Here is a 25,139-nt window from a genome sequence, read left to right on the forward strand (position 1 = left end):
CTACCCACTGATCGGCGCATATGTTACTGGTCGGGCCAAACGCACCGCGCGCCGCAGGCGTCTCGTCCGGCACGGTCGCCACCCGCTCCTCCGCGCGCTGGCGCAGCAGCCGCTCGGCGCGCTCGCCCAGCGAGTCGACCGCCAGCGTGCAGCACAGCAGCACCGCCGTCACCCCGAGCACCACCAGCGTCAGCCGCCCGAGCGTGGCCCGGCCGAGGTCGCCGCGGAAGAGCCAGAGCACCACGGCGCCGCCGGCCAGCGCGTTGACGACCCCGGTGAAGAGCGCCGCGTTGAGATGGCCGAGCAGCGGCAACAACAGGAACGGGAAGGCCAGTCCGCCCAGCAGCGCCCCCACGTAGTCGGCCGCGGAGAGGTCGGCGACCGCGCGCCCCGCGTCCTGCCGCCTGATCCGCTGGATCAGCGTCATCAGCAGCGGCATCTCGGCGCCGATCAGCAGCCCGATGGTCAGCGAGAAGAGGATCAGCGCCGGCCTGATCTCCCCCGTCCACAGGAAGCACAGGTGCAGCACCGTCGCCGAGCAGCCGCCGACCAGCGCCAACAGGGCCTCGATGAGCGCGAAGTTGACCGAGGCGCGCTGCCGGAGCCGCTTGGCGCCCAACGAGCCGATGCCCATCGCGAAGACCATCGACGAGAGCACCAGCGAGGTGAGGGTGACCGTGTCCCCCGCCAGATAGTCGGCGAGGGCGATCAACTCCAGCTCGTAGACCAGTCCGCAGGCCGCGCAGACGAAGACCGCGGCCAGCACCAGGGCCCGCCCCACCGCCGGCGACACCGGGAGCGTCGCACCGGAGCGGGGATCGTCCGCGCGCTCGGCTTCGGACGTCTCGATCATGAACCGAACGTTACGTCACACCTCGAACTCGCCCTGTCACCCACAGGAGTGGACTTCCCGACGGTCTCCACGGTGCGCAGCGCCCCCACCACGCGCGTCCTGGTGGCCACCAGCCGCCGCTCCTGCGGATAGGAGTGCCAGGTGCGCCAGTGCACCTGGCCGTCCTGCCGCTGGGCGAGCAGGGCGGTGAACGCGTTGGGGTCGCCGGGGAACAACGCGGCCAGCCCCTGGGGGTGTTCGGCCACCAGCGCGAGCAGCTCCTGCGCCCGGCCCGCGAAGGAGCCGGCGCTCAGCGTCTCCACGTGGGCGGCGAACTCGTAGTCGAACTCCCCGAGCCGACGCGAGACCCCCAGCGGCAGCGGGGAGTTGTCCCCCGCGAGACACGCCACGGTCTCCGCGCAGGCGCCCCTGCTGCCGTTGAGCAGCACCTGGTGCGAGGCGCCGAGAACCCTCAACTGCACGGAGACGTCCGCGAGTTCGAGGTCGAGAGTGGCCAGCGCCGGCTGTGGTCCGCACTCCAGCGACCAGGTAAGGTCACCCGCCCGAGTGTCGGTGAAGGTGGTGTTGATGGTCGTCAGCATGGAACCGCCCCGCATGACACGCAGTTGAGGGCGGTGCGCCCGACCCTCCCAAGAGCAACGAATCCACCGAACCACGGAACTCCCCACGCCCACAGGCGTTTTACCCAACTCCGGGGGTTTTCCCCCGCGAGGGGACAGGCTAGGTCAGGTGTTCACCAATCGGCCGTCCGAGTATCGGACGGCAAGGTGCTGTCAACGCGCGGAGACCGGGGCGAATCGCCCCCGTGTGCCACCGAATACGCCCACTCGTTCCGCGGCCCGCCTCCGTCTTCACATCTCGGCTGCACAACGGTCACGGCGGCACACTTGTGAGGGCCTTCAAGTGTGACAAAGCTCTCGGCAACTTCACCCGAAGCCATTCACCGTGGAAGGCCCGAATATGACCAGATTCGGCAGGGCGTCCAAGCTCGCCGCGGCCATGTTGGGAGGGGCACTCGTCCTCTCAGCATGCAGCGACGACAGTGACGAGAGCAACGAGGATTCCAACGCCGGGGGCGGCGGTGGTGGCACCATCACGTATGCCATGGCGCAGCCCTGGGACAGCTTCAACCAGACGACCGCCGGGGCCAACACCGTGGCCAACGGCCAGGTGATGCACCAGGCGCTCTCCGGCTTCTGGCAGTTCGGCAACGACGACGGGCAGCCGATACCGAACGAGGACTTCGGCACCTTCGAGAAGACCTCCGACGACCCGCTGACCGTGGAGTACGACATCCACCAGGACGCGGTCTGGTCCGACGGCACCCCCATCGACTGCGACGACGTCATGATGTGGTGGACCGCGCAGAGCGGCCGCTGGGACGGCCTCTTCTCGGCCCCCGGCACCCAGGGCATCGAGGACACGGCGATGCCGGAGTGCGCCGACGGCGACAAGGCGTTCACCCTCGTCTACGACCAGCCGTTCGCGGACTGGCTGACCTCCGGCCCCGGACGCGGCAACAACGCGATCATGCCGGCGCACGTCGTCGCCGAGCAGGGCGGGCTGAGCCCCGAGGAGTTCCTCGCCGCGCTCCAGGGCGACGACCCGGAGGCCGTCCAGGCCGCCGCCGACTTCTTCAACGAGGGCTGGCTGATCAACGGCGCGCTGCCCGACGCCTCGATGATCCCGACCTCCGGCCCCTTCACGATCACCGACTACGTGCCGGACCAGTCGGTGACGCTGACCCGCAACGAGGCGTACTGGGGTGAGCCCGCCGCCGCCGACTCGATCGTCTTCCGCACGATCGCCGAGCCGGAGCAGGTGCAGGCGCTCCAGAACGGCGAGGTCGACATCATCGAGCCGCAGCCGACGGTCGACATGGCCCAGCAGATCGAGGCCGCGGAAGGCATCGAGTCCGAGGTCGCCGAGGAGTACACCTACGAGCACCTGGACTTCAACTTCCAGGACGGCCCGTTCGCCGACTCCCTCGCGCTGCGCCAGGCGTTCGCGCTCTGCGTGCCCTACGAGACGCTGGTCGACAACCTGATCAAGCCGGTCGTCCCGGACGCCACCGTCAAGCAGGTGCGCAACGTCGCGCCCTGGGACGAGGGCTACCAGGAGGCCATCGACGCCTCCTCCGCCACGCTTGAGGAGTACGGCGTCACCGACATCGAGCGCTCCCGCCAGATCCTGGAGGAGGAGAACGCGGTCGGCACCGAGATCGTGCTCGGCACCCTGGAGAACCAGCGCCGCAACGACGCCGGTCTGCTGATCCAGTCCAGCTGCGACGAGGCCGGCTTCCAGGTGGACTTCCAGCCCGCCGCCGACTTCTTCGACACCACCGGGGCGCTCTCCGAGGGCCGCTTCGACGTCGCCATGTACGCCTGGTCCGGCTCGCCCGACCGCTCCGGCTGGAACTCCACCTACCGGACGGCCGTCGAGTGCAGCCCGGACGGCAAGGGCAACAACAACGGCTGCTACTCCAACGAGGAGCTGGACCAGCTGCTGGACGACGTGCTGCGCACCTCCGAGCTGTCCGAGGCCGTGGACCTGACCGCCCAGATCGAGGCGCACCTCTGGGAGGACATGGTCACCATCCCGCTGTACCAGCACCCGGGCATCACCGCCTGGAACAGCCAGGTCTCCGGCGTGGTGCCCAACCCGTCGCAGAACGGCATCGTCTGGAACGCCGACACGTGGAGCAGGGGCTGACCGAGCCGGTGCGCCACCGCCCCCCGCGGTGAGCACCGACCGGCCGGACCGCGCCCGCGGCGCCCGGTAGCGAGGGAGCGGGGTCGGGAGAAGTACTTGCCCGACCCCGCCTCCCGTCCCGGAGCGCGGTCACGACCGCACGCGCGCCGAGCCCCGGCACCAACTCCCCAGTCCCCCCACGTCACACGCCACTCCCCCACCCACGTGAACCTCAGGAGTCTGCGCCATGCTCGTCTTCATCGCGCGGCGGCTCTTCGTCTCGATCTGGGTCTTTCTCGCCTCCACGGTCGTGGTCTTCTTCCTCGCGACCCGCATCCGTGATCCGCTCGCCGAGGCACGGCAGTTGCCGGACGGTGCCCGCGAGGCGCAGATGGCCGAGATCACCGAACGAATGGGCCTGGACGACCCCGTCATCGTCCGCTACTTCAACTGGCTCGCGGACGTTCTCACCGGCGACCTCGGTGTCGACCGACAGGGCCAGCAGGTCAACGCCGCCCTGGAGAACGCCTTCACCGCCACCCTCCAACTGATCACCGGCGCGACGGTGTTGGCCATCGTGATCGGCATCGCCGTCGGTGTCGTCTCGGCGCTGCGGCAGTACACGGCGCTCGACCAGACCGTCACCTTCGTCGCCTTCGTCTGCTTCTCGCTGCCGCTCTTCTGGGTCGGCACCATGCTGAAGCAGTTCCTCGCCCTCGACTTCAACGACTGGCTCGCCGACCCGACCGTCTCCCCCGTCTTCATCGGCGCGATCGCCCTGGTCGTCGGCCTCGCCTGCGGCTCGCTCGTGGTCGGCGACCGGCGCAGCCGGCTGACCGCGTTCGGCTCCGCCACTGCGGCGATGGCGGTGCTGCTGGCGGTGCTCTCCGCCACCGGCTGGTTCGCCGACCCCGGGCTCGGCCCGATCGTGATCGCGCTGACCGCGCTCGGCGGCGCGCTGGGCTTCACCACCCTGGTCAGCGGCCTCGAATGGAAGCCGCCGCTCCAGGCCGCGCTGATCACCGCCGGCATCGGCGTGGTCGCCTCGCTGGCGCTGAGGCCGGTGCTGAAGGACCCCGAGCTGCTGACCGTGGTGGGTCTCGCGCTGCTCACCGTGGCGATCAGCGGCGCCGTCGGCTGGTTCCTCGGCGGCGAGCTGTACCGCAGGGCCGCCGTTCCCGCGTCGATCCTGACCGGCCTGTTCGCCGGCGCGGTGATCTTCACCGACCGGATGCTCCAGTCGTTCGCCGACTACAGCGACTCCGTCGGCGGCCGCCCGATCTCGACGATCGGCGCCGAGACCCCCAACTACCAGGGCACGTTCTGGGAGTCGGGCCTGGACTCGGCCGGCCACCTGGCGCTGCCGACGCTCGCCCTGGTCCTGGTCTCGCTGGCGAGCTACACGCGTTACACCCGGGCCAGCATGTTGGAGGTGATGAACCAGGACTACGTCCGCACCGGCCGCGCCAAGGGGCTGAGCGAACGGGCCGTGGTCACCCGGCACGTGCTGCGGAACGGTCTGATCCCCATCACCACGCTGGTCGCCTACGACATCGGCACCATCGTCGGCGGCGCGGTGCTGACCGAGGAGGTCTTCGGCTGGTCGGCCATGGGCTCGCTGCTCTTCCAGGGCATCGAGCAGGGCGACCCCATGCCGATCATGGCCTTCTTCCTGGTGGCCGGTGGCGCGATCGTGGTCTTCAACATGGTCGCCGACATCGTCTACGCCTTCCTCGACCCTCGCATCCGGTTGTCGTAAAGGAGACTGACCATGACGCGAAACGCGGAGAGCGGGGTGGCGAAGTCCCAGGGCACCCCGCCCGAGGACGCGGGAAGCGAGGCGGCCGTCACCCACGGGATGAACGTCGTCGCCCGCTCCCAGGGCCAGTTGGTGCGCCGCCGGTTCTTCCGGCACAAGGGCGCGCTGGCCGGCATGGTGCTGTTCTTCCTGGTGGTGATCCTCGCGGTCACCAGCATCGGCGCCGGACCCATCCCCGGCTGGTGGGACAAGGACCCGTCCACCACCGGCTCGGTCGTCGGCGAGGGCCGGCCCACCCTGTCGGTGGTGCCCGGGTTCCTCGGCGGCGGCGGGGTGAGCCTCGGCGAGCACCCGTTCGGCCAGGACAACGTGGGCCGCGACTACTTCGCCCTGACGATGCGCGGCGCCCAGGTGTCGCTGCTGATCGCGGTGATCGTCGGTCTGGTGGCGACCCTGGTCGGCACCGTGATCGGCGCGCTCGCCGGCTACCTCAGGGGCTGGGTCGAGGCCGCGCTGATGCGGGTCACCGACGTGGTGATCGCCGTGCCGACGCTGCTGCTCGCCGGGCTGATCGGGGTGATCGTCGCGGGCAAGGGAGTGCTGCTCTTCGCGGTCTTCCTCGGCCTGTGCATGTGGACGCAGATCGCCCGGCTGGTGCGCGGGGAGGTGCTGTCGCTGCGGGAGAAGGAGTACGTGGAGGCGGCCCGTTCGGTCGGCACCTCGGCCGGGCGGATCATCTTCAAGCACATCCTGCCCAACACGGTCGGCATCATCATCGTCTCGGCGACGCTGACCATCGCCGGCGCGGTGCTCACCGAGTCGGCGCTGTCCTTCCTCAACCTGGGTGTCCGCCCCCCCGACACCTCGCTGGGCCGGCTGATCACCGACTACCGCACGGCGTTGAGCGTGCGGCCCTGGCTCTTCTACTGGCCGGGCGCCTTCATCATCGCGATCGCCCTGTCGGTGAACTTCATCGGCGACGGCCTGCGCGACGCCTTCGACCCCCGACAGACCCGGGTGCGTGACTGATGTCCCTGACTCCCCCCATCAAATCCCCGTCCGCGTCGCCACCCCCGGGGGAGGCGGCGGTGACGGAGACCGCAGAAGAGGTGCACGCCGCCCGCACGCTGGCCGACGCCAGGCCGCCCACGGACGAGGAGATCCTGACCGTCGACGACCTGACGGTCGAGTTCCCCACCGACGACGGCGTGGTGCGGGCGGTGCGCGGCCTGAGCTACACGCTGCGCTCCCGCGAGGTGCTGGGCATCGTCGGCGAGTCCGGCTCCGGCAAGTCCGTCTCGTCGATGGCGATCATGGGCCTGCTGCCGAGGACGGCCCGGATCCGCGGCTCGATCCGCTACCGGGGCCAGGAGCTGCTGTCGCTCCGGCCCAAGGAGCAAAGGGCGCTGCGCGGACGGAAGATCGCGATGATCTTCCAGGACCCGATGACCTCGCTGAACCCGGTGCGCAGCATCGGCGACCAACTGGCCGAGGCGGTGCTGGCGCACCATCTGGTGCCGCGCCGGCAGGCGTTGGCGCGGGCGCGGGAGATGCTGGACCTGGTCGGCATCCCGCAGGCGGAGCGGCGGCTGAAGGCGTATCCGCACGAGTTCTCCGGCGGGATGCGGCAGCGGGTCATGATCGCGATGGCGATCATCAACAACCCCGACGTGATCATCGCGGACGAGCCGACCACCGCGCTCGACGTGACGGTCCAGGCGCAGATCCTGGAGAAACTGCTGGAGGTCAAGGACGAGGTCAACGCGGCGATCCTGATGATCACCCACGACCTCGGCGTGATCGCCGGCATGGCCCACCGCACGCTGGTGATGTACGCCGGCAAGCCGGTCGAGGTCGCCGCGACCGACGACGTCTTCTACGAGCCCCGGATGCCCTACACGGCCGGTCTGCTGGGCTCGATCCCGGCGCTGGACGGCGAGCGCGACGCACGGCTGCGGCCGATCGGCGGCAGCCCGCCCTCGCTGATCTCGCTGCCGCCCGGCTGCCCGTTCTCGCCGCGCTGCCCGCTGGCCACGGACGTCTGCCGCACGGAGGAGCCGGGACTGACCGACGTCGGCGACGGGCACAGGGCCGCGTGCCACCACAGCGGGCGACTGGCCGAGGCCGAGGACGCCACGGCGTTCTTCCGCACCCCGAAGGAGGGCCGATGACCGCGACGACCGGGCTGGAGAAGGAAGGCGACGCGAGGGAGTTGCTGCGGGTCGAGGACCTGGTGGTCAACTTCCCGGTGCGCGGCGGGGGTCTGGTGCGCCGCGTGGTCGGCCAGGTCCAGGCGGTGAGCGGGGTGTCGTTCGCCGTCAACGAGGGCGAGACGCTGGGCGTGGTCGGCGAGTCCGGCTGCGGCAAGTCGACGACGGGCCGCGCGCTGCTCCAACTGATCAAGCCGACCTCGGGCTCGGTCCGGTTCGACGGCCAGGAGATCACCGGGCTGCGGGCCGCCCAGCTGCGCCCGGTGCAGCGCAAGGCCGGCATGGTCTTCCAGGACCCGTACGCCTCGCTCAACCCGAAGCTGCCGGTGAACGACATCATCGCCGAGCCGCTGAAGGTGCAGGGACTGTGGCGGGACGGCGGCCGGGCCCGGGTCGCCGAGCTGCTGGAGCTGGTCGGCCTCAGCCCCGAGCACGGCAACCGCTACCCGCACGAGTTCTCCGGCGGCCAGCGCCAGCGCATCGGCATCGCGCGGGCGTTGGCGCTCCAGCCGAAGCTGCTGGTGCTGGACGAGCCGGTCTCCGCGCTGGACGTCTCGGTCCAGGCCGGGGTGGTCAACCTGCTGGAGGACCTCCAGGAACGGCTGGGCGTGGCCTATGTGTTCATCGCCCACGACCTGTCGGTGGTGCGCCACATCTCCGACCGGGTCGCGGTGATGTACCTGGGCAAGGTCGTCGAGACCGGCACCAGGGACGAGGTCTACGAGCGGCCCTCGCACCCCTACACCCAGGCGCTGCTGTCGGCCGCGCCGCTGGCCGACCCGCGCCGCGAGCGGGAACGGCGGCGCACGGTGCTGACCGGGGACGTGCCGAGCCCGCTGGACCCGCCGAGCGGGTGCCGCTTCCGCACCCGCTGCTGGAAGGCCCAGGACATCTGCGCGACCGAGGAGCCCGAGCTGCGCGACCGTGGCACCGGGCACCCGGTGGCCTGCCACTTCGCGGAGGAGGCCGGTCCCGGGGTGGTCGCGGCGGCCGAGGCGCCGGCGGGTGGGGCGAAGGACGACTGAGCCCGGCGGGCGCCGGACCCTGCCACGGTCGGCGCCCGCCCGTTCGGCTCTCCGCCCCTGCGACAGGACCGTCCGCCAGGGGCGGTCCTCGTCAGGGGCTGTCGTCGTCCCGCGCGCCGTCCGCGAGGAGTTCCTCGACGCGCCGGACCTTGGCGTCCAGGCCGTCGGTGACGCCGCGCCTGATGTCGGCCTTGAGCACCAGACTGACCCGCCCCGCCCTGGCCTCGACGGCGGCGACGGCGTCCCTGACCACCGCCATCACCTCGTCCCAGTCGCCTTCGAGCGAGGTGAACATGGCGTCCGTGCGGTACGGCAGCCCGCTGTCGCGGACCACCCGCACGGCCTCGGCGACCTCCTCGCCCACGTCCTCACCGGCGCCGACGGGGGTCACGGAGAACGCGACGATCACGCCGAGTCCCCCGGCTTCCGGGTGTCGTTCCCGCCCTCGCCCGCGTCGGACCCGGCCGCCGGCTCGTCGGAGGCGTCGGCGACGGTGTCGCCGTTCTCCTCACCGTCCGAGCCCTCGGTGCCCTCGGCGTCGTCGACGTCCTTGGCCAGCCCCAGGCGCTCCACCAGCCACCGGTCGAACTCCATGCCGGCGCGCACCCAGCTGACGACGCTCGCCACGAAGTGGTCGAACGCGACACCGGCGCCCAGCAGCATGTGCACGTCGCCGACGAGGCGCACGGTGCCGTCGTCGTTGGTGTGCGTGTAGACCTTGGGCCACAGGGTGGTGTGGTTCCACTCGTCGACGCTCTCCAGCAGCCGGGGCTTGTCGTCGAGCGTGTGGGGGCGCGCGTAGAAGGTGCGCACCGAGAGCACGCGCTGCTTCTCCTCGCCCCGGAACATGAAGTACATCCGGTACTGCTTCCAGGGCGCCACCAGGTCGCCCTGCTTGTCCACCACGTACTTCAGCTGCATCCGGTCGAGGAGCTGCTTGAGCAGGTCCTGGTTCGGCATGATCGGGCCGGTCGGCTTCGCCGCCCTCGGCTGATCTTCCTGGCCGCCCTGCTGCTCGGGCTTGTCGGACCGCCCCCCGAAGTTCGGGATGGCGGACGGGTCAACGGACACGGGGGGTCCCTTCGTACGGATTAGCGGACTCCCCATCCTCCCCCACCACCGCCCCCGCCGGGCAACCAGCAGGAACGGTGCATGTCCCCCCAAGCCGCGCCCACAGGCGCGTGCCGGGGCGCGGGGAACCGCGCGAGCGACCCCGCCGGGGCGCCGACGACGGCACCCCGCCGCCACCGCCCCGGACCGTGGTCGCCCCCGCCTACGCCGGAGGCGGAGGCGCCTGCGGCTCGACGGTGAGGTCGCCGTCCAGCGCCGCGTCCACCAGGACCGTCGCCCCGTCCCGCACCTCACCGGCGAGGATGCGCCGCGCGAGCCTGTCGCCGACCGCCGTCTGCACCAGCCGCCGCAGCGGCCGCGCCCCGTACGCCGGGTCGTGGCCCTGGATCGCCAGCCACTCCAGCGCCAGGTCGGTGACCTCCAGCGTCAGCCGCCGGTCGGCCAGCCGCCGCTGCATCGCCGCCACCTGCAACGCCGCGATCCGCCGCAGCTCCTCGCCGTCCAGCGTCCGGAAGACCACCAGGTCGTCCAGGCGGTTCAGGAACTCGGGCCGGAACGCGGCGCGCACCGCCGCCAGCACCTCCTCGCGCTGCTGCTCCGGCTTGGCCAGCGGGTCGGTCAGGTGCTGGCTGCCCAGGTTGGACGTGAGGATCAGCAGGGTGTTGCGGAAGTCGACCGTGCGGCCCTGCCCGTCGGTGAGCCGACCGTCGTCCAGCACCTGGAGCAGCGTGTCGAAGACCTCCGGGTGCGCCTTCTCCACCTCGTCCAGCAGCACCACCGTGTAGGGGCGGCGGCGCACCGCCTCCGTGAGCTGGCCGCCCTCCTCGTAGCCGACGTAGCCGGGCGGGGCGCCGACCAGCCGCGCCACCGAGTGCTTCTCGGAGTACTCGCTCATGTCGACGCGCACCATGGCGCGTTCGTCGTCGAAGAGGAAGTCGGCCAGCGCCTTGGCCAGCTCGGTCTTGCCGACGCCCGTCGGGCCGAGGAAGAGGAAGGAACCGGTCGGCCGGTCCGGGTCCGCCACCCCGGCCCGCGCGCGGCGCACCGCGTCGGAGACGGCGGTGACCGCCTCCCGCTGGCCGATCAGCCGGCGGCCCAGCTCCTCCTCCATCCGCAGCAGCTTCTCGGTCTCGCCCTCCAGCAGCCGGCCGGCGGGGATGCCCGTCCAGGAGGAGACGACGTCGGCGATCTCGTCCGGGCCGACCTCCTCCTTGACCATCGTGTCCTTCTTGGCCTCCTCCTCGGCCTCCGAAGCGGCGGCCAGCTCGCGCTCCAGCGAGGGGATCTCGCCGTGCAGCAGCTTGGAGGCGGCCTCCAGGTCGCCCTCGCGCTGGGCGCGCTCCGCGACGCCGCGGGCCTCGTCGAGGCGCTCCTTCAGCTCGCCGACCCTGTTGAGCCCCTGCTTCTCCTTCTCCCAGCGGGCGGTCAGGCCGCGCAGCTCCTCCTCGCGGTCCGCCAGCTCGGCGCGGAGTCGGCCGAGCCGCTGGCGCGAGCCGACGTCCGACTCGTTGGCGAGCGCCAGCTCCTCCATCCGCAGCCGGTCGACGGCCCGCCGCAGCTCGTCGATCTCCACCGGCGAGGAGTCGATCTCCATCCGCAGCCGGGAGGCGGCCTCGTCGACGAGGTCGATCGCCTTGTCCGGCAGGAAGCGGGAGGTGATGTAGCGGTCGGAGAGGGTGGCGGCGGCCACCAGCGCGCCGTCCGCGATCTGCACCTTGTGGTGCGCCTCGTAGCGGCCCTTCAGTCCGCGCAGGATCGCGATCGAGTCCTCCACGTCGGGCTCGGCGACCAGCACCTGCTGGAAGCGGCGCTCCAGCGCGGCGTCCTTCTCGATGCGCTCGCGGTACTCGTCGAGCGTCGTCGCGCCGACCATCCGCAGCTCGCCCCTGGCCAGCATGGGCTTGAGCATGTTCCCCGCGTCCATCGCGGAGTCGCCGCCCGCGCCGGCGCCGACGACCGTGTGCAGCTCGTCGATGAACGTGATGATCTGGCCGTCGCTCGACCTGATCTCGCCCAGCACCGTCTTCAGCCGCTCCTCGAACTCGCCCCGGTACTTGGCGCCGGCCACCATGGCGCCCAGGTCGAGCGAGACCAACCGCTTGTCGCGCAGCGACTCGGGCACGTCCCCCTTGATGATGCGCTGCGCCAGCCCCTCGACGACGGCGGTCTTGCCGACGCCCGGCTCGCCGATCAGCACCGGGTTGTTCTTCGTCCGGCGGGAGAGGACCTGCACGACGCGGCGGATCTCGTGGTCCCGGCCGATCACCGGGTCGAGCCGGCCCTCGCGGGCCGCCGCCGTCAGGTCGGTGCCGAACTTCTCCAGCGCCTTGTAGGTCCCCTCCGGGTCGGCCGAGGTCACCCGGCGCTCCCCGCGCGCGGACTGGAACGCCTCCTCAAGCCGCTCGGCCTTCGCCCCCTGCTCGGTGAGCAGCCCGCCGGCCTGGCCGCCCCTGGCGGCCAGCCCCATGAGCAGGTGCTCGGTCGAGACGAACGTGTCCCCCAGCCGCCCGGCCCGCTGCTGGGCGTCGGCCAGCACGGCCAGCAGCTCCCGGTTCGGCTGCGGACGCGCGACGGACGCGCCCTGCACCTGCGGCAACTGCCCGAGCAGCCGCTCGGCGCCCGACCGCAGCGCGGCCTGGTCGGCCTCGACGGCGGCCAGCAGATCCTGCACGTTCTCGTTGTCCCGGCCGGTGAGCAGCGCCAGCAGCAGATGCTCCGGGGTGATGTCGGGATGCCCCTCGGTGAGCGCGCGCTGGCTGGCGCCGCTGATGGCGTCCCGACTCCTGTTGGTCAACTCGGCGTTCACTTCGCGGTACTCCTCCGATCCCACGGCCACCCTGCTCCGGCCCTGCCAGAGCTTACGTGCGATTAGTTGAGCGTACCTCACTCAAGCTCCTGGCGGGGGCCACCGAGCAAGCCGCGGGACGGTGATCACCCACCCCGTGGCCCGCGTCAACGAAGAGCCGAACTTCCCCACCTTCGTGTGCTTGACACCCTCGCCGCTGGCCCCGGCACGGCGTCCTCGAAAGACTGGTTCCCTGACAGGAGAGGAGGCACTATGACACTCATGGTTGCCCAGAACTCCGGACTCGCGTCGGCCGACGACCCCGGCGCGGGGACACCGGATGACATCCTCGACGTGGCTCTACGCGGCCTGGAGGTTCCCGAGGGCTTCCGGGTGGAGGTCTTCGAGGAGGAGATCGTCGTGACCCCGCCCCCGGACGGCGACCACGAGTACATGGTGGCCGCGCTGGCGCGTGAGGTTCTGCTCCGCGCCAAGGTGGAGATGCTCAGCGCAGGCAACAAGGGGCTGCTGCTGCCGCGCGGTGGCCTCTTCCCGCTCAACCGCGTGGTGCCCGACGCGACGTTCGCACCGCTCGCCTCCGAGCCGTTCCGGGGCGCCCCCGCGTGGATGACACCCGAGGGCGTGTCCATGGTTGCCGAGATCACCAGCTCACGGCCCGAGCGGGACCGCGTCGACAAGTTGCTGGCCTACGCGCAGGGCGGCATCCCTCTCTACCTGCTGATCGACCGCGACCGGCGCGCGGCGACGCTGTTCAGCGAGCCCTCGCCACAGGGATACGCACAACACCACCAGGTCCTGCTCGGCAAGCCCCTCCCGCTCCCCGACCCGTTCGCCTTCGACCTCGACACCGGCCGCCTGCTCTGACCGGGGGCAGTCGACCGCGCCGGAACTCCGGGCGACCTGTCGACGCGGCTCGTCCGCCCTGACTGCCGGCGGTCAACGGATCGCCCCGTTCAACTCCTTCAGGTGAACGGAGCGGAACGCACCCTCGGCCGCGCCCCTGCCAGGGATGCTGGTCAGCGAGGAAACGGAGGTGCACTATGACGGTTATGGCGCATGAGCAGTCCATGCCGATCGATGACGACTCCCTCCTGGACGGCTTTCTGGCGTTGGACACGCCCGAGGGCTTCCACGCCGAGCTAGTCGAAGGTGAGATCGTCGTGACCCCGCCACCGGTCGGCGCCCACGAGGCGAACTTCAGCCATCTGGTCCGCCAGGTGCTGAGACTCTCGGCCACCGACATGGACGTCGCGGGGAACAAGGGGCTCGCCCTCCCCGGCGACGGTCGGAAGCTGCGCAACATGACCGTCCCCGACGCCACCTTCGCGCCTTGCGACCTCGCCCTCTTCGACGACGCGCCCTCGTGGATGGAGCCGGAGGGGGTCGCCCTCGTGGCCGAGATCACCAGTTCCCGCGCCGAGCTGGACCGGGAGGCCAAGCGCCGCCTCTACGCCCTCGGGGGCCGTCCCCCTCTATCTGCTGATCGACCGGGAGCGGGGGGCCGTCACCCTGCACAGCGAGCCCGCCGGCCGGGACTACCGGGCGACCTACTCGGTCCCCTACGGCAAGCCCCTCCCGCTCCCCGACCCGTTCGCCTTCGACCTCGACACCGGCCGCCTGCTCTGAGCCCCGGCGGCGGGCGGCCGTGCGGCCGTCGTTCGACCCTCGCCGGCCCCGAAGCCCTCGGAGGGGCCGGCGAGGAGAATGTCCCGTCCTATCAGTTCCCCGGCCCCGGAAGCCAGTTGGGCCCACCGGCACCGGCCCTCACCTGTCCGAGAGGGGCACCTCCGGGCCGGCGGGCAAGGTGTCGCCGGCGGCCTCCGCGCCCGCCGCGGCGAGGAGGGGGCGGGCCGCCTCGGGGTAGGGGCGGCCGACGACCTGCCCTTCGCCGCTGCCGACGGACATGACCGCGACCACCGTGCCGGACTCGGTCTCGGCGTCGTAGTCCTGGATCCAGGGCCCGCCGCTCGAACCGGCCGTCAGGTCGCAGCCGTCGAGCAGCAGCCCGCCCAGGTTGACCGGCTCGGCCTCGTTCTCGTCGAGCACGTTGGTCTCGCCCGCGCAGTACCGCAGCGACTCGCCGTCGTACGGGTCGGCCGCCGGGTAGCCGAGGACCGCGACCTCGCCGCTCTCCCGCACCGGCTCGAACCGCAACGCGTTGGCGCCGACGGCCTCCTGAACGGTCACCCCGTCCTTCGGCTCCAGCGTCAGGAACGCGTAGTCGTGCGGGAGGATCGCGCCGGTCTCGCCGTTCGGGTCCCACTCCTCGGGGAGATGGAACGCGGAGACCCGCCAGCCGTCCTTGCGGTAGCTGTCCCTGCCGTGGTCGTACGCCGGCACGAAGTAGACGTCCCCCGGGGCGCTCGGGCTCTCCCGCGCGCTGACGCAGTGCGCCGCCGTCGCGACGACGCTGCCGTTGGGCGCGTCGACGACCGCGCCCGAGCAGAGCCCGAGACGGCCGTCGCCGGCCTCCCAGATGATCTTCCCCACCGTGTTCACCGTCCCCTGGGCCCAGGGGTCGGCGGCCACCGCCGGGGGCGCCGTGACGAACAGCGCCGCCACGACGGCGGCGACGGCTATGGGAAGGCGCACAAGGTTCATAACGAACACCCTCGGATCGCCCCGGGGTGAAGTCCAGCCACTCTCCGCCGAACGAGTGGGTGATGTCGGATCGGCCCGTGGCGCGGCACGTTGACACCCCGCGCGGGCGCACGCCCGGCTGACGTTTCGCCAGGTGCGCGCCTAGGATCGGGCCATGGTGCCCCGCCGCCCGCGCGCCGTTGGCCGGCCGCCGCTCGCCGTTCCGGCCGCGGTGCTGTGCGCGGCGCTGTGCGCGCTGCTCGTCGTGGTCGTGGTGGCGGGCGGGAACGATCCGCTGGCGGTGGACCGCTCGGCGCACGAGTGGGCGCTGCGGCACCGCACGCCCGGCTGGGACGACGTGTTCACGGTCGTCTCCGCCTCCGGCACCCGGGTGCCGGCGCTGCTGCTGGCGATGGCGGCGGGGGCGCTGGCGGCGCGGCGCGCCCGGTGGTTCGGGGCGGTGGCCGGCGGGGCCGCGCTGCTGCTGGCGTTGCTGCTGCGGTTCGCGCTGGTGACGGTGATCGACCGGCCCAGGCCGCCGGAGGCCGACTGGGTGATCCATGTGCACAACCCGTCCCTGCCCTCCGGGCACGCCACCACCTCGGCGCTGGTCGCGATCGGGCTGGCGGTCGCGCTGCTGACGCGCTGCCGGCGGCCGTGGACGAGGGCGCTGGCGGTGGGCGTTCCGGCGCTGTGGGCGGTGGCGATCGGCTTCAGCCGGGTCTATCTGGGGGTCCACTGGGTGTCGGACGTCGTCGCGGGCTGGCTGCTGGCCACGGCGCTGAGCTGCGCGTTCCTCCCTCTGCTCGGCCGCGCCCTGGACCGTTACCCGCGGGCGCCCTGACCCCGGCGCCACGCCGGTGCCGCGTCGGGAACGACGCACGCCCGCTCCCCCGGGGGGAAACGGGCGTCGCGAGGACCGAGGCGCCGGAGCGAGCCGGCCCGGCCGGGGCTCAGCGGCGGCGGTCGGGCCGCCACACCACCAGCGCCGACGACTGGGTCACGTCCTGGTAGGGCACCAGGTCCCTGCGGTAGGAGGCGTGCACCTGCGCCTCCCGCTGCCGCATGGCGACGGCGGCGCCCTCCACGGCCTGCTGGAGCTCGGCCACCCGCGACTGGAGCGCGGCGACCTGGTTCTCCAGCTCGATGATCCGCTTGATCCCGGCGAGGTTGATCCCCTCGTCCTGCGAGAGCCGCTGCACCTGGCGGAGCAGCTGGATGTCGCGCGCCGAGTACCGGCGGCCGCGCCCGGCGGCCCGGTCCGGGGAGACCAGGCCGAGCCGGTCGTACTGCCGCAGCGTCTGCGGGTGGAGCCCGGAGAGCTGCGCGGCCACGGAGATGACGTAGACCGGCGTCTCTTCGGTGAGTTCGTAGGGATTGCTGCTGGGTCCGTGCCGGCCGTCCATCTCGTCAGTCTCCCTTCGCGGCCTCGAACAGCCCCGCTCTCGGGTCCTCTCCCTCGGCCGCGGCGCGATATTCCGTCAGGGCCTTCCGTGCGGCGTCGCCCATCTCGCGTGGCACGGCGATCTCGATCGTGACCAGCAGATCGCCCCGGGTGCCGTCCTTGCGGACCGCGCCCTTGCCCCTGGCGCGCATCGTGCGACCGCCCGGGGTGCCGGGCGGCAGCTTGAGCGTGACCGGGGGGCCACCGAGCGTCGGCACCTTGATCTCACCACCGAGTGCCGCCTCGGGGAAGGTCACCGGCACGGTGAGGGTGAGATTGTCGCCACGCCGGCCGAAGAGCGGGTGCTCGTCGACGTGCACCACCACGTACAGGTCGCCGTGCGGGCCGCCCCGCTCGCCGGGCGCGCCCTTGCCGCGCAGCCTGATCCGCTGCCCGTCGTCCACGCCGGGCGGGATCCGGACCTGCATGGTGCGGGAGCTGGTGGCCCGGCCGCTGCCGCGGCAGGCGTCGCACGGGTCCTGGGCGATCAGGCCCCGGCCCCGGCAGTCCACGCAGGGGTCGGTGAGCGAGAAGCCGCCGCCCCCGCCCCGGCTGACCTGGCCGGTGCCGACGCAGGTCGAGCAGACCCGGGGGGTGCCGTTCTTGTCCCCCGTGCCCGAGCAGGACTTGCAGGCGGCGCTCGACGACATCCGCAGCGGGACCGTGGCCCCGGAGACCGCCTCGGTGAAGCTGAGCGTCACCTCGGACTCGACGTCCTGGCCCCGGCGCGGCTGGGTGCGGGTGGCACCGGGACCGCCCCGGTTGAACAGGCCGCCGAAGACGTCGCCCAGGCCGCCGCCGAACCCGCCGGCCGCGCCGCCCGGCGCACCGGCTCCGCCGCCCGGCTGCTGGCCGGGGCCGCCGCCGAAGAGGTCGCCCAGGTCGAAGTTGAACTGGCCGCCGCCCCCGGGGCCCTGGCGGAAGCCGCCGTTCCCGAAGAGGGCGCGCGCCTCGTCGTACTCCTTGCGGCGCTTGGCGTCACCGAGGACGTCGTACGCCTCGGAGACGTTCTTGAACCGCTCCTCGGCCTTGGCGTCGCCCTCGTTGGCGTCGGGGTGGTTCTCCCGGGCCAGCTTGCGGTACGCCTTCTTGATCTCCGCCTCGGTGGCGTCCCGGGGGACGCCGAGGACCTTGTAGTAGTCCTTCTCGATGAAGTCCTTGGTGCTCATCCCCGGCGTCCCTCCTTCCGGTCCGCTGCCCGCGGGTCCGCGACCCGCGCGGCCACGGTGTCCCTGGTGTCAGCCACCGCCTCAGCCCTCGTCCGAGCCGCCGTCGTCGTCCTGCTCCGGCGCCCCGTCCTCCGGCTCGGCCGCCTTGCCCGGCTGGGGCTCGGCGACCCCGACCCTGGCGGGCCTGATGGTGCGTTCGCCGATGCGATACCCGGGCTGGAGGATCTGCACGCACGTCGTCTCGGTGACGTCGGGCGAGTAGCTGTGCATCAGCGCCTCGTGCACGGTCGGGTCGAAGGGCTCGCCCTCCTTGCCGAACTGCGCCAGGCCCATCTTCGCCGCGACCGTCTCCAGCGACTCGGCGACCTGCTTGAAGCCGCCGACCAGCTCGCCGTGGTCCCGCGCGCGGCCGATGTCGTCCAGCACGGGCAGGAGCTCGGTCAGGAGGTTGGCGACGGCCACCTCCTTGACCGCGACCCGGTCCCGCTCCACCCTGCGGCGGTAGTTCTGGAACTCGGCCTGAAGCCGCTGGAGGTCCTGGGTGCGTTCGTGCAGCGCGGTGCGCGCCTGGTCCAGCTGGGCGGTGAGCGCCACCTCGGCCGCCTGGGCGGCCGACAGCTCACCGTCCTCCTGGCCCTCGGCCGCGCCCGGGGCGGGGGCCTCGCCGCCCGCCTCGGGCACCCTCGGCTCGCTCTCGGCTTCGGGGGTCGCCGCTTCGGCGTCCGGGACCTCGGGCTCCTTGTCGAAGCCCTGCGGGTCCTGAGTCACGCCGCACCGCCCTTCGGCTTGTCGTCGTCGATGATCTCGGCGTCGACGACGTCGTCGTCACCCTGGGGCGCGCCCGCGGCGCCGGCCTGGCCGCCCGCCTCGGCGCCCTGGGCGCCGCCCGCGGCCTGCGCGTCGGCGTACATCGCCTGGCCCAGCTTCTGGCTGGTGGCCGCGACCTTCTCGGAGGACTCGCGGATCGCGGCGGTGTCCTCGCCCTTGAGCTTCTCCTTCAGGTCGGCGACGGCCGTCTCGACCTCGGTCTTGACGTCGCCGGGGACCTTCTCCGCGTTCTCCTTGAGGAAGTTCTCCGTGGTGTAGACGAGCTGCTCCGCCTGGTTGCGCGTCTCGGCGGCCTCGCGGCGCTGCGCGTCCTCGTCGGCGTACTGCTCGGCGTCGCGCATCATGCGCTCGATGTCGTCCTTCGGCAGCGCGGAGCCGCCGGTGACGGTCATCCGCTGCTCCTTGCCGGTGCCGAGGTCCTTGGCGGAGACGTGCATGATGCCGTTGGCGTCGATGTCGAAGGTGACCTCGACCTGCGGCACGCCGCGCGGCGCCGGCGGCAGGCCGGTCAGCTCGAACATGCCCAGCTTCTTGTTGTACGCCGCGATCTCGCGCTCGCCCTGGTAGACCTGGATCTGCACCGACGGCTGGTTGTCCTCGGCCGTGGTGAAGATCTCCGAGCGCTTGGTCGGGATCGTCGTGTTGCGCTCGATCAGCTTGGTCATGATGCCGCCCTTGGTCTCGATGCCGAGGGACAGCGGGGTGACGTCGAGCAGCAGGACGTCCTTGACCTCGCCCTTGAGCACGCCGGCCTGGAGGCTGGCGCCGATGGCGACGACCTCGTCCGGGTTGACGCCCTTGTTGGCCTCCTTGCCGCCGGTCAGCTCGCGGACGAGCTGGGCGACGGCGGGCATCCGGGTGGAGCCGCCGACGAGGACCACGTGGTCGATCTCGGACAGCTGGATGCCGGCGTCCTTGATCACATTGTGGAACGGGACCTTGCAGCGCTCCAGCAGGTCGGAGGTCAGCTGCTGGAACTGCGCCCTGGTGAGCTTCTCGTCCATGTGCAGCGGGCCCTCGGCCGAGGCCGTGATGTAGGGCAGGTTGATCGTGGTCTCGGTGGACGAGGACAGCTCGATCTTCGCCTTCTCGGCGGCCTCGCGGAGCCGCTGGAGGGCCATCTTGTCCTTGGAGAGGTCCACGCCGTGGGCGTTGGCGAACTGCTTGACCAGGTGGTCGACGACGCGCTGGTCCCAGTCGTCACCGCCCAGGTTGTTGTCGCCGTTGGTCGCCTTGACCTCGACGACGCCGTCGCCGATCTCCAGCAGCGAGACGTCGAAGGTGCCGCCACCGAGGTCGAAGACCAGGATGGTCTGGTCGTCCTTCTCCAGGCCGTAGGCGAGGGCGGCGGCCGTCGGCTCGTTGACGATGCGCAGCACGTTGAGGCCGGCGATCTCGCCCGCCTCCTTGGTGGCCTGCCGCTCGTGGTCGTTGAAGTACGCGGGAACGGTGATCACCGCGTCGGCGACCTTCTCGCCCAGGTAGGACTCCGCGTCGCGCTTCAGCTTCTGGAGAATGAAGGCGCTGATCTGCTGCGGGTTGAAGTCCTTGCCGTCCAGGCCGATCTTCCAGTCGGTGCCCATGTGGCGCTTGACCGAGCGGATCGTCCGGTCCACGTTGGTGACGGCCTGGCGCTTGGCCACCTCGCCCACCAGCACCTCGCCGTTCTTCGCGAAGGCCACGACGGACGGCGTGGTCCTGGCGCCCTCGGCGTTGGTGATGACGGTGGACTCACCGCCCTCGAGAACACTGACGACGGAGTTCGTCGTGCCCAGGTCGATGCCGACCGCACGTGCCATTTCGGATTCCTCCAGCTACTTGCTTGAGTGGGGCTGACTCAAGACTGCCCCACCGACCACCCCCCGGTCAAACGCCCTGAGCAAAGTCGACTCAACCTTGTTCTCCCCGGGCCCATCAAGGCGTCCCTGACCTGGCTCAACGAGAGGAACGCGCGGCGTCCCCGCCGCGTTCCGGACGCAGCGCGAGCAGCGCCACGTCGTCCTCCACACCCCGCGCGAAGCGCGTCATGTCCTCCCAGACGAACTCCACCAGCGCCCCCGGCTCCGGCCCCCGCCTCCCCCGCGCGGCATAGCGCCGCGCCAGCCGGCTCCCCAGCGGGTAGAACGCGCCCGACGCGTCCCGCGCCTCCGTCACCCCGTCCGTGTACCCCAGCAGCACGTCCCCCTCCCGCAGCCCCACCGTCAGCGGCCGCGGCTCCACCGGCCCCAGGCCGAGCCCCAGCGGCGGCGCCGGCTCCGCCGCCAGCTCCCGCACCGCGCCTCCCCGCAGCAGCAGCACCGGCGGATGGCCGCAGGACGCCAACCGCACCGACCGCATGTCCGGCGGGAACTCCAACAGCACGGCCGTCGCGAAGAGTTCTGAGGGACCGTCCCCCGCGTTCGCCGTCTCGATCCGCAACCGCCGGTCCAGCCGCGCGGCCACCCCCGCCAGCTCCGGCTCGTCCAGCAGCGCCTCCCGGAACGTGCCGAGCAACGAGGCGACCGTCCCGACCGCCGCGAGCCCGTGCCCCTGCACGTCCGCCACCAGCGCCCGCACCCCGTGGGGCCCCTCCCGCACGTCGTACAGGTCGCCGCCGACCAGCGCCGCGACCTGCGCCGCCCGGTAGAGGCCGGCGCACGCCACCGCGCCCACCCGCTCGGCGACCGGCGGCAGCACCGCGTGCTGCGCCGCCTCGGCCACCGTGCCCACCCGCACCAGCTCCCTGCTGTAGCGGCCCCGCACCCAGGCCACCAGCACGCTGAACGCCGCGATCGCCGCCACCGCCCCCAGATCCGCGTCCCCGATGTGCGCCGGCCTCGTCGGCGGCAGCATCAGCAGTCCCACGGTCGCCGCCCCCAACGCCGCGGTCCGCCACGGCCCGTAGATCAGCCCGGTCAACGGCGGCAGCGCCGCGAACACGAACCCCAGCTCCACCCACCCCGGCGCCAGCGACTGCACCAGCGCGGTCACCGCCAGCACCACCCACGGCACCAGCCACAGCTCCTTCGGCACCGCCGCCCGCCCACCGCCGTACGGCGCCGGAACGGTCACCGCGCGCCCGCCACCCGCAACCCCGCCGCCGTCTCCCTGATCTCCGGCAACGTCGCGTAGAGCGCGTCGCCCGGGCAGTCGGTCTGCACGATGTCGCGGTGGCCCGAGACCACGTCCAACTCCGCCGGGTCCCCCTCGGGAACCATGCTGTCGTCGTTCGTCGACACCAGCCGCACCCGCTCGCCCGGGTCGGTGCCGGGGCGCAGCTTCCAGGCGGCGACCTCCGCGATCGCCTCCACCAGCTCGGGCGGCACCGCCGTCGGGTCGGTGAAGGCACCCAGCGCGGCGATCCCCACGGTGTCGTAGTTGAACCCGGTGGTGTGCGCCCCCAGCACGTAGCGGTCGACGCCGCCGCCCCTGCCCTCGTAGACGGTGCCGCACTTGTCGACCACGAAGTTGTAGCCGAGGTCGTCCCACCCCTCACCGCTGACGTGGTGGCTCTGCATCGCACGCAGCATCTCGGGCGCGTCGGCGCAGTCGTAGTCGTCCGGGTGGTTGGTGTGGTGGATGAAGACCGCGCGCGCCGGGCCCGTGTAGGTGACCGGCTCGGTGCGCGACTCCTCGTCGGCTCCCCACTCCTCCCGGGTGACGACGTGCGGCGCCGCCGTGGGGCGTTCGACGGCGGGCAGCGGCCGTTCCGGTTCGGCGCCGGCACCCGGCGGGGAGAGCGGAGGGGCGTCCCAGGTGACCACGAGGGCGATGGGCAGTACCGCCGCGAAGACGGCGAGCCGGTGCACGGTCATCCTCGCCGCCTCAGGTCAGGAACTTGACGGCGCTCGACCAGTTCAGCCCGAGGCGCTCCTGGGAGGCCATGTGGAGGAAGCCGAGCGCCTCCAACTCCCGCGCCCGCCGCAGCGGCCCCACGTCCAGCGGGTTGAGGCCCCCGGCGGCGGCGAACGCGGCGACCCGCTGCCTGGCCCCCGCGTCGTCGCCGGCGATCAGCACGTCCAGCGGCTGCCCGGCGACCCGGCCGCCCAGCAGCGGCCCGGCGAAGCAGGTGTTGAACGCCTTCACCACCGGCACCCCGGGCGCCGCCTCGGCGGCGATCCGCTCCGCGGCCGAGGTGCCGGCGGGGACCGCCATGCCGTCGAGGGTGGCGAAGTCGACGGGGTTGCAGATGTCCACCAGCACGGAACCGGCCAGCGCCGCCCCGTACTCGGCGGCGACCGCGAGGCCGGCCGGGTACGGCACGGCCAGCACCACCAGGTCGGCGCCCTCGACCGCGAGGGCGTCCGAGCCCCGCACGTCGGGGGCCGCGCCGGCGGGGGCGGCCGACCGCAGCTGGTCGGCGAGGTCGGCGGCCTTCTGGGGAGAACGGTCGACGATGCGCACGGCGTACTCGCCGGCGAGCGCCCTGGTCGCTAGGGAACGGGCCATCCGGCCCGCCCCCACGATGGTCACTGTCACCCCCTCATGCCAGCACGGGCCCCCCGCCCCCGCATCTCGGCGACCCCGCGCCATCCAAGGGGGGCGCGGGCAACCGCGCGAGCGCCCCACCACCGGAACGGACCCGGCGACGACACCGCAGCCACGCCCACCCCGCCCCCGACCGGGCTCAGCGCATCTCCTCCAGCACCTCGACCAGCACCGCCGGATGCCCGTGCTCCGGGTCCTTCGCCGAGGTCAGCAGCGTCAACGTGCGCCCCGAGGTGTCCACCCCCGACAGCCGCCGCAGCGCCTCGGCCGCCGGCTCCTCGGCCAGCTCCGCCCGGTAGCGCGCGCGGAAGCCGTCGAAGTCCCCGTCGGGCCCGTGGAACCAGTGCCGCAGCTCCGTCGACGGGGTGACCTCCTTCGGCCACTCGTCCAGCGGCAGTTCCGCCTTCCTGACCCCCCGCGGCCACATCCGGTCCACCAGCACCCGGACGCCGTCGTCCCCGTCCGGCTCGTCGTAGACCCGTCGCACCCGAATCACCGTCCGCCTCCCTCCACTCCGTGGCCGCCGCCCGAGCGCTCGAACGGTGGGGACGTCCACAGCACCGTCGAACCCACCACCAGCAGCACACCGACGGCGAGCAACAGCCACCACCAGAACCGCTGCCGTTGGGTCCGCACGACCGCCATCCCGGTCCACCCTCTCCGCAAGAAGAACGCCGAAGACGAAACGAGCGGCCGGCTCAGGCGCCGGCCGCTCGTCCCATGGTGCGCGTAAACACCGGGCCACTTATCGGATTTCGGACGCCTCGTCCGCGGCTTCCTCCGATCGGGCGCCCCCCGCGACGGCATCTGGCCGAGCCGGCGGCCGCCGGGAGAGGAACGCGGCCGGCACCGCCGCCAGCAGCAGCAGCGCCACCGCCCACCCGTAGGTCCCCTGGAAGGCGTCGGCCCGCGCCGCCGGGTCCTCGCCCGTTCCCCCCAACCGGCCGGCCAGCAGCACCGCCATCACCGCGGCACCGACGGCGGTCGCCAGCTGCATCCCGATGTTGAGCAGCGTGCTGGCCGCCGGCACATCGGCCGCCCCGACGGAACGACTCGCCGCCGTGATGCTCGGCATCATCGTGGCGCCCGCGCCCACCCCGAGCAGCGCCAGCGAGGTCCGCAGCTCCCACTCCGCCGCGCCCACCTCGGCCACCAGCGTGAACCAGCCCATCCCCGTCGCCGCCAGCAGCACCCCCGGCAGCACGATCCACCGCGGCGCCACCCGGTCCGCCAACCGCCCGGCCACCTGCATGGTGACCCCGGCGGCGAGCCCCAGCTGGATCGTCATCAGCCCGGACTCCATGACGGTGTCCCCCCGGACCAGCTGGAAGTACATCGGCGTCAGCAGCATCGAGCCGAAGTACCCCATGACGAACGGCAGCAGCCCCACCAGCCCGAGCGCCAGCGGCCGGTGCCGCAGCAGCCGCAGGTCGAGCAGCGGTCCCCGCGTCGTCAACGCCCGCCGGACGAAGCCCCCCACCAGCGCGAGCCCCAGCAGCAGCGGCAGCCACGAGTCGACGGCCGCGAACCCGTCGGGCGACTCGTTGGCCCGGGTCAGCCCGAAGATCAGCGCGGCGAACCCGGGCGAGAGCAGCAGCAGCCCCGGCACGTCCAGCCGGCCGGCCCGCCCCGGCTCGTCCGCCGGGATGATCCGCGCGCCCAGCACGACGGCCAGCGCCCCCACCGGCGCGTTGACCAGGAACATCCACCGCCAGGAGACCTCGTCCACCAGCCAGCCGCCGAAGACCGGTCCCAGCGCCGGCGCGACCAGCAGCGACAGCCCGGAGAGGCTCATCAGCATCCCCTGCCGTCCCCCGCCCGCCGCGGCCGCCGCCCGCAGCACCAGCGACATGGCCACCGGGGTGATCAGCCCGCCGCCGAACCCCTGGAACGCGCGGAAGGCGATCAGCGACTGCGCGTCCCACGCCAGCCCCGCCAGCGTCGAGCCGAGGACGAAGACGCCGATCGCCGACAGGTAGACCCGCCGCGCCCCGAACCGCCCCATCGCCCAGGGCGCGGCCGGGATGACCGAGGCCAGCGCCAGCACATAGGCGGAGGTGACCCACTGGATGGTGGTCAGCCGGGCGTCGAACTCGGCGGCCAGCGCGTGCAGCGCGACGTTGACGATGGTGGTGTCCATCACGATGGTGAACGAGGCGAGCGCCGTCACCAGGGCTATGGCGACGGGCGAACGCGGGGCGGTGGGCGACATGGCCGGCCTCTCGGGAAACGGAAG

General features: G+C 72.4%; 21 protein-coding genes and 3 pseudogenes. 8 read left to right on the forward strand and 16 right to left on the reverse strand.

Annotation, left to right across the window (positions count from 1 at the left end; translation table 11 throughout):
* Positions 1-76: 76 nt before the first annotated feature.
* A pseudogene (locus tag CRP51_RS11340) lies at positions 77-853 on the reverse strand (spermidine synthase); the annotation flags it as partial.
* Complete coding sequence (locus tag CRP51_RS11345; protein ID WP_097231098.1) at positions 850-1,434, reverse strand: DUF2617 family protein; 585 nt, start codon at positions 1,432-1,434, stop codon at positions 850-852. The pseudogene CRP51_RS11340 and the gene CRP51_RS11345, both read right to left, overlap by 4 nt.
* A 379-nt stretch (positions 1,435-1,813) precedes the next feature.
* On the opposite strand from CRP51_RS11345, the gene CRP51_RS11350 reads away from it, so the two are divergent.
* The 5 genes from CRP51_RS11350 (at position 1,814) to CRP51_RS11370 (ending at position 8,538) form a co-directional block, all read left to right on the forward strand.
* Positions 1,814-3,565: an ABC transporter family substrate-binding protein gene (locus tag CRP51_RS11350; RefSeq protein ID WP_097230970.1), complete on the forward strand. Its 1,752-nt coding sequence runs from the start codon at positions 1,814-1,816 to the stop codon at positions 3,563-3,565.
* A gap of 226 nt (positions 3,566-3,791) precedes the next feature.
* A complete protein-coding gene (locus tag CRP51_RS11355; RefSeq protein WP_097230971.1) occupies positions 3,792-5,303 on the forward strand; it encodes an ABC transporter permease in 1,512 nt (503 codons plus the stop codon).
* Between the two features lie 12 nt (positions 5,304-5,315).
* Complete coding sequence (locus tag CRP51_RS11360) at positions 5,316-6,332, forward strand: ABC transporter permease (RefSeq protein ID WP_097230972.1); 1,017 nt, start codon at positions 5,316-5,318, stop codon at positions 6,330-6,332.
* Positions 6,332-7,474 carry an ABC transporter ATP-binding protein gene (locus CRP51_RS11365; protein WP_097230973.1) on the forward strand — a complete coding sequence of 381 codons (1,143 nt, stop codon included), beginning with the start codon at positions 6,332-6,334 and terminating at the stop codon, positions 7,472-7,474. Before CRP51_RS11360 ends, CRP51_RS11365 begins: the two co-directional genes overlap by 1 nt.
* On the forward strand, positions 7,471-8,538 hold the full coding sequence (locus CRP51_RS11370) for an ABC transporter ATP-binding protein (RefSeq protein WP_097230974.1): 1,068 nt from the start codon (positions 7,471-7,473) through the stop codon (positions 8,536-8,538). The genes CRP51_RS11365 and CRP51_RS11370 overlap by 4 nt, the downstream gene beginning before the upstream one ends.
* Positions 8,539-8,629: 91 nt before the next feature.
* Here CRP51_RS11370 and CRP51_RS11375 read toward each other — a convergent pair whose 3' ends face one another.
* From CRP51_RS11375 to clpB, 3 genes and pseudogenes are all read right to left on the reverse strand, one after another.
* The gene (locus CRP51_RS11375; protein ID WP_097230975.1) at positions 8,630-8,947 is read right to left on the reverse strand and encodes an MTH1187 family thiamine-binding protein; all 318 of its coding nucleotides are present in this window, start codon (positions 8,945-8,947) and stop codon (positions 8,630-8,632) included.
* Positions 8,948-9,045: 98 nt separating this feature from the next.
* Positions 9,046-9,609, reverse strand: a pseudogene (locus CRP51_RS11380) (YbjN domain-containing protein); the annotation flags it as partial.
* A gap of 202 nt (positions 9,610-9,811) precedes the next feature.
* Positions 9,812-12,415: an ATP-dependent chaperone ClpB gene (gene clpB, locus CRP51_RS11385; protein ID WP_097230977.1), complete on the reverse strand. Its 2,604-nt coding sequence runs from the start codon at positions 12,413-12,415 to the stop codon at positions 9,812-9,814.
* Positions 12,416-12,667: 252 nt separating this feature from the next.
* Here clpB and CRP51_RS11390 point away from each other — a divergent pair, with 252 nt between their 5' ends.
* Entirely contained in the window at positions 12,668-13,279 is a 612-nt protein-coding gene (locus CRP51_RS11390; RefSeq protein ID WP_245880526.1) for a Uma2 family endonuclease, read from the forward strand.
* Positions 13,280-13,455: 176 nt separating this feature from the next.
* Positions 13,456-14,041, forward strand: a pseudogene (locus CRP51_RS11395) (Uma2 family endonuclease).
* A gap of 138 nt (positions 14,042-14,179) precedes the next feature.
* On the opposite strand, the gene CRP51_RS11400 reads toward CRP51_RS11395, so the two are convergent.
* Entirely contained in the window at positions 14,180-15,016 is an 837-nt protein-coding gene (locus CRP51_RS11400) for a trypsin-like serine peptidase (RefSeq protein ID WP_097230979.1), read from the reverse strand.
* A 154-nt stretch (positions 15,017-15,170) separates the two neighbouring features.
* Between CRP51_RS11400 and CRP51_RS11405 the strand changes: the two genes are divergently transcribed.
* Positions 15,171-15,839 carry a phosphatase PAP2 family protein gene (locus tag CRP51_RS11405; protein ID WP_097230980.1) on the forward strand — a complete coding sequence of 223 codons (669 nt, stop codon included), beginning with the start codon at positions 15,171-15,173 and terminating at the stop codon, positions 15,837-15,839.
* Positions 15,840-15,948: 109 nt separating this feature from the next.
* Here the strand turns inward: CRP51_RS11405 and CRP51_RS11410 are convergent, their stop codons facing one another.
* From CRP51_RS11410 to CRP51_RS11450, 10 genes are all read right to left on the reverse strand, one after another.
* A complete protein-coding gene (locus CRP51_RS11410; RefSeq protein WP_097230981.1) occupies positions 15,949-16,401 on the reverse strand; it encodes a heat shock protein transcriptional repressor HspR in 453 nt (150 codons plus the stop codon).
* A gap of 4 nt (positions 16,402-16,405) precedes the next feature.
* Positions 16,406-17,608: a molecular chaperone DnaJ gene (gene dnaJ / locus CRP51_RS11415; RefSeq protein WP_097230982.1), complete on the reverse strand. Its 1,203-nt coding sequence runs from the start codon at positions 17,606-17,608 to the stop codon at positions 16,406-16,408.
* A gap of 81 nt (positions 17,609-17,689) precedes the next feature.
* Positions 17,690-18,376, reverse strand: coding sequence for a nucleotide exchange factor GrpE (gene grpE / locus CRP51_RS11420; RefSeq protein ID WP_097230983.1), 687 nt, complete (start codon positions 18,374-18,376; stop codon positions 17,690-17,692).
* On the reverse strand, positions 18,373-20,235 hold the full coding sequence (dnaK, locus tag CRP51_RS11425; RefSeq protein ID WP_097230984.1) for a molecular chaperone DnaK: 1,863 nt from the start codon (positions 20,233-20,235) through the stop codon (positions 18,373-18,375). Before dnaK ends, grpE begins: the two co-directional genes overlap by 4 nt.
* Positions 20,236-20,371: 136 nt before the next feature.
* Positions 20,372-21,487, reverse strand: coding sequence for a PP2C family protein-serine/threonine phosphatase (locus CRP51_RS11430; RefSeq protein ID WP_245880527.1), 1,116 nt, complete (start codon positions 21,485-21,487; stop codon positions 20,372-20,374).
* A complete protein-coding gene (locus tag CRP51_RS11435) occupies positions 21,484-22,230 on the reverse strand; it encodes a peptidoglycan recognition protein family protein (RefSeq protein ID WP_097230985.1) in 747 nt (248 codons plus the stop codon). Before CRP51_RS11435 ends, CRP51_RS11430 begins: the two co-directional genes overlap by 4 nt.
* A gap of 10 nt (positions 22,231-22,240) precedes the next feature.
* Positions 22,241-22,894 carry an NADPH-dependent F420 reductase gene (locus CRP51_RS11440; protein WP_097230986.1) on the reverse strand — a complete coding sequence of 218 codons (654 nt, stop codon included), beginning with the start codon at positions 22,892-22,894 and terminating at the stop codon, positions 22,241-22,243.
* Positions 22,895-23,042: 148 nt separating this feature from the next.
* Entirely contained in the window at positions 23,043-23,399 is a 357-nt protein-coding gene (locus tag CRP51_RS11445) for a DUF488 domain-containing protein (protein ID WP_097230987.1), read from the reverse strand.
* Positions 23,396-23,548, reverse strand: coding sequence for a hypothetical protein (locus CRP51_RS28800; RefSeq protein ID WP_170970516.1), 153 nt, complete (start codon positions 23,546-23,548; stop codon positions 23,396-23,398). Before CRP51_RS28800 ends, CRP51_RS11445 begins: the two co-directional genes overlap by 4 nt.
* Before the next feature lie 100 nt (positions 23,549-23,648).
* Complete coding sequence (locus tag CRP51_RS11450; protein WP_097230988.1) at positions 23,649-25,115, reverse strand: DHA2 family efflux MFS transporter permease subunit; 1,467 nt, start codon at positions 25,113-25,115, stop codon at positions 23,649-23,651.
* Between the last annotated feature and the right edge of the window lie 24 nt (positions 25,116-25,139).

Source organism: Streptomyces zhaozhouensis (assembly GCF_900230195.1).
GTDB classification, from domain to species: Bacteria; Actinomycetota; Actinomycetes; order Streptomycetales; family Streptomycetaceae; genus Streptomyces; species Streptomyces zhaozhouensis.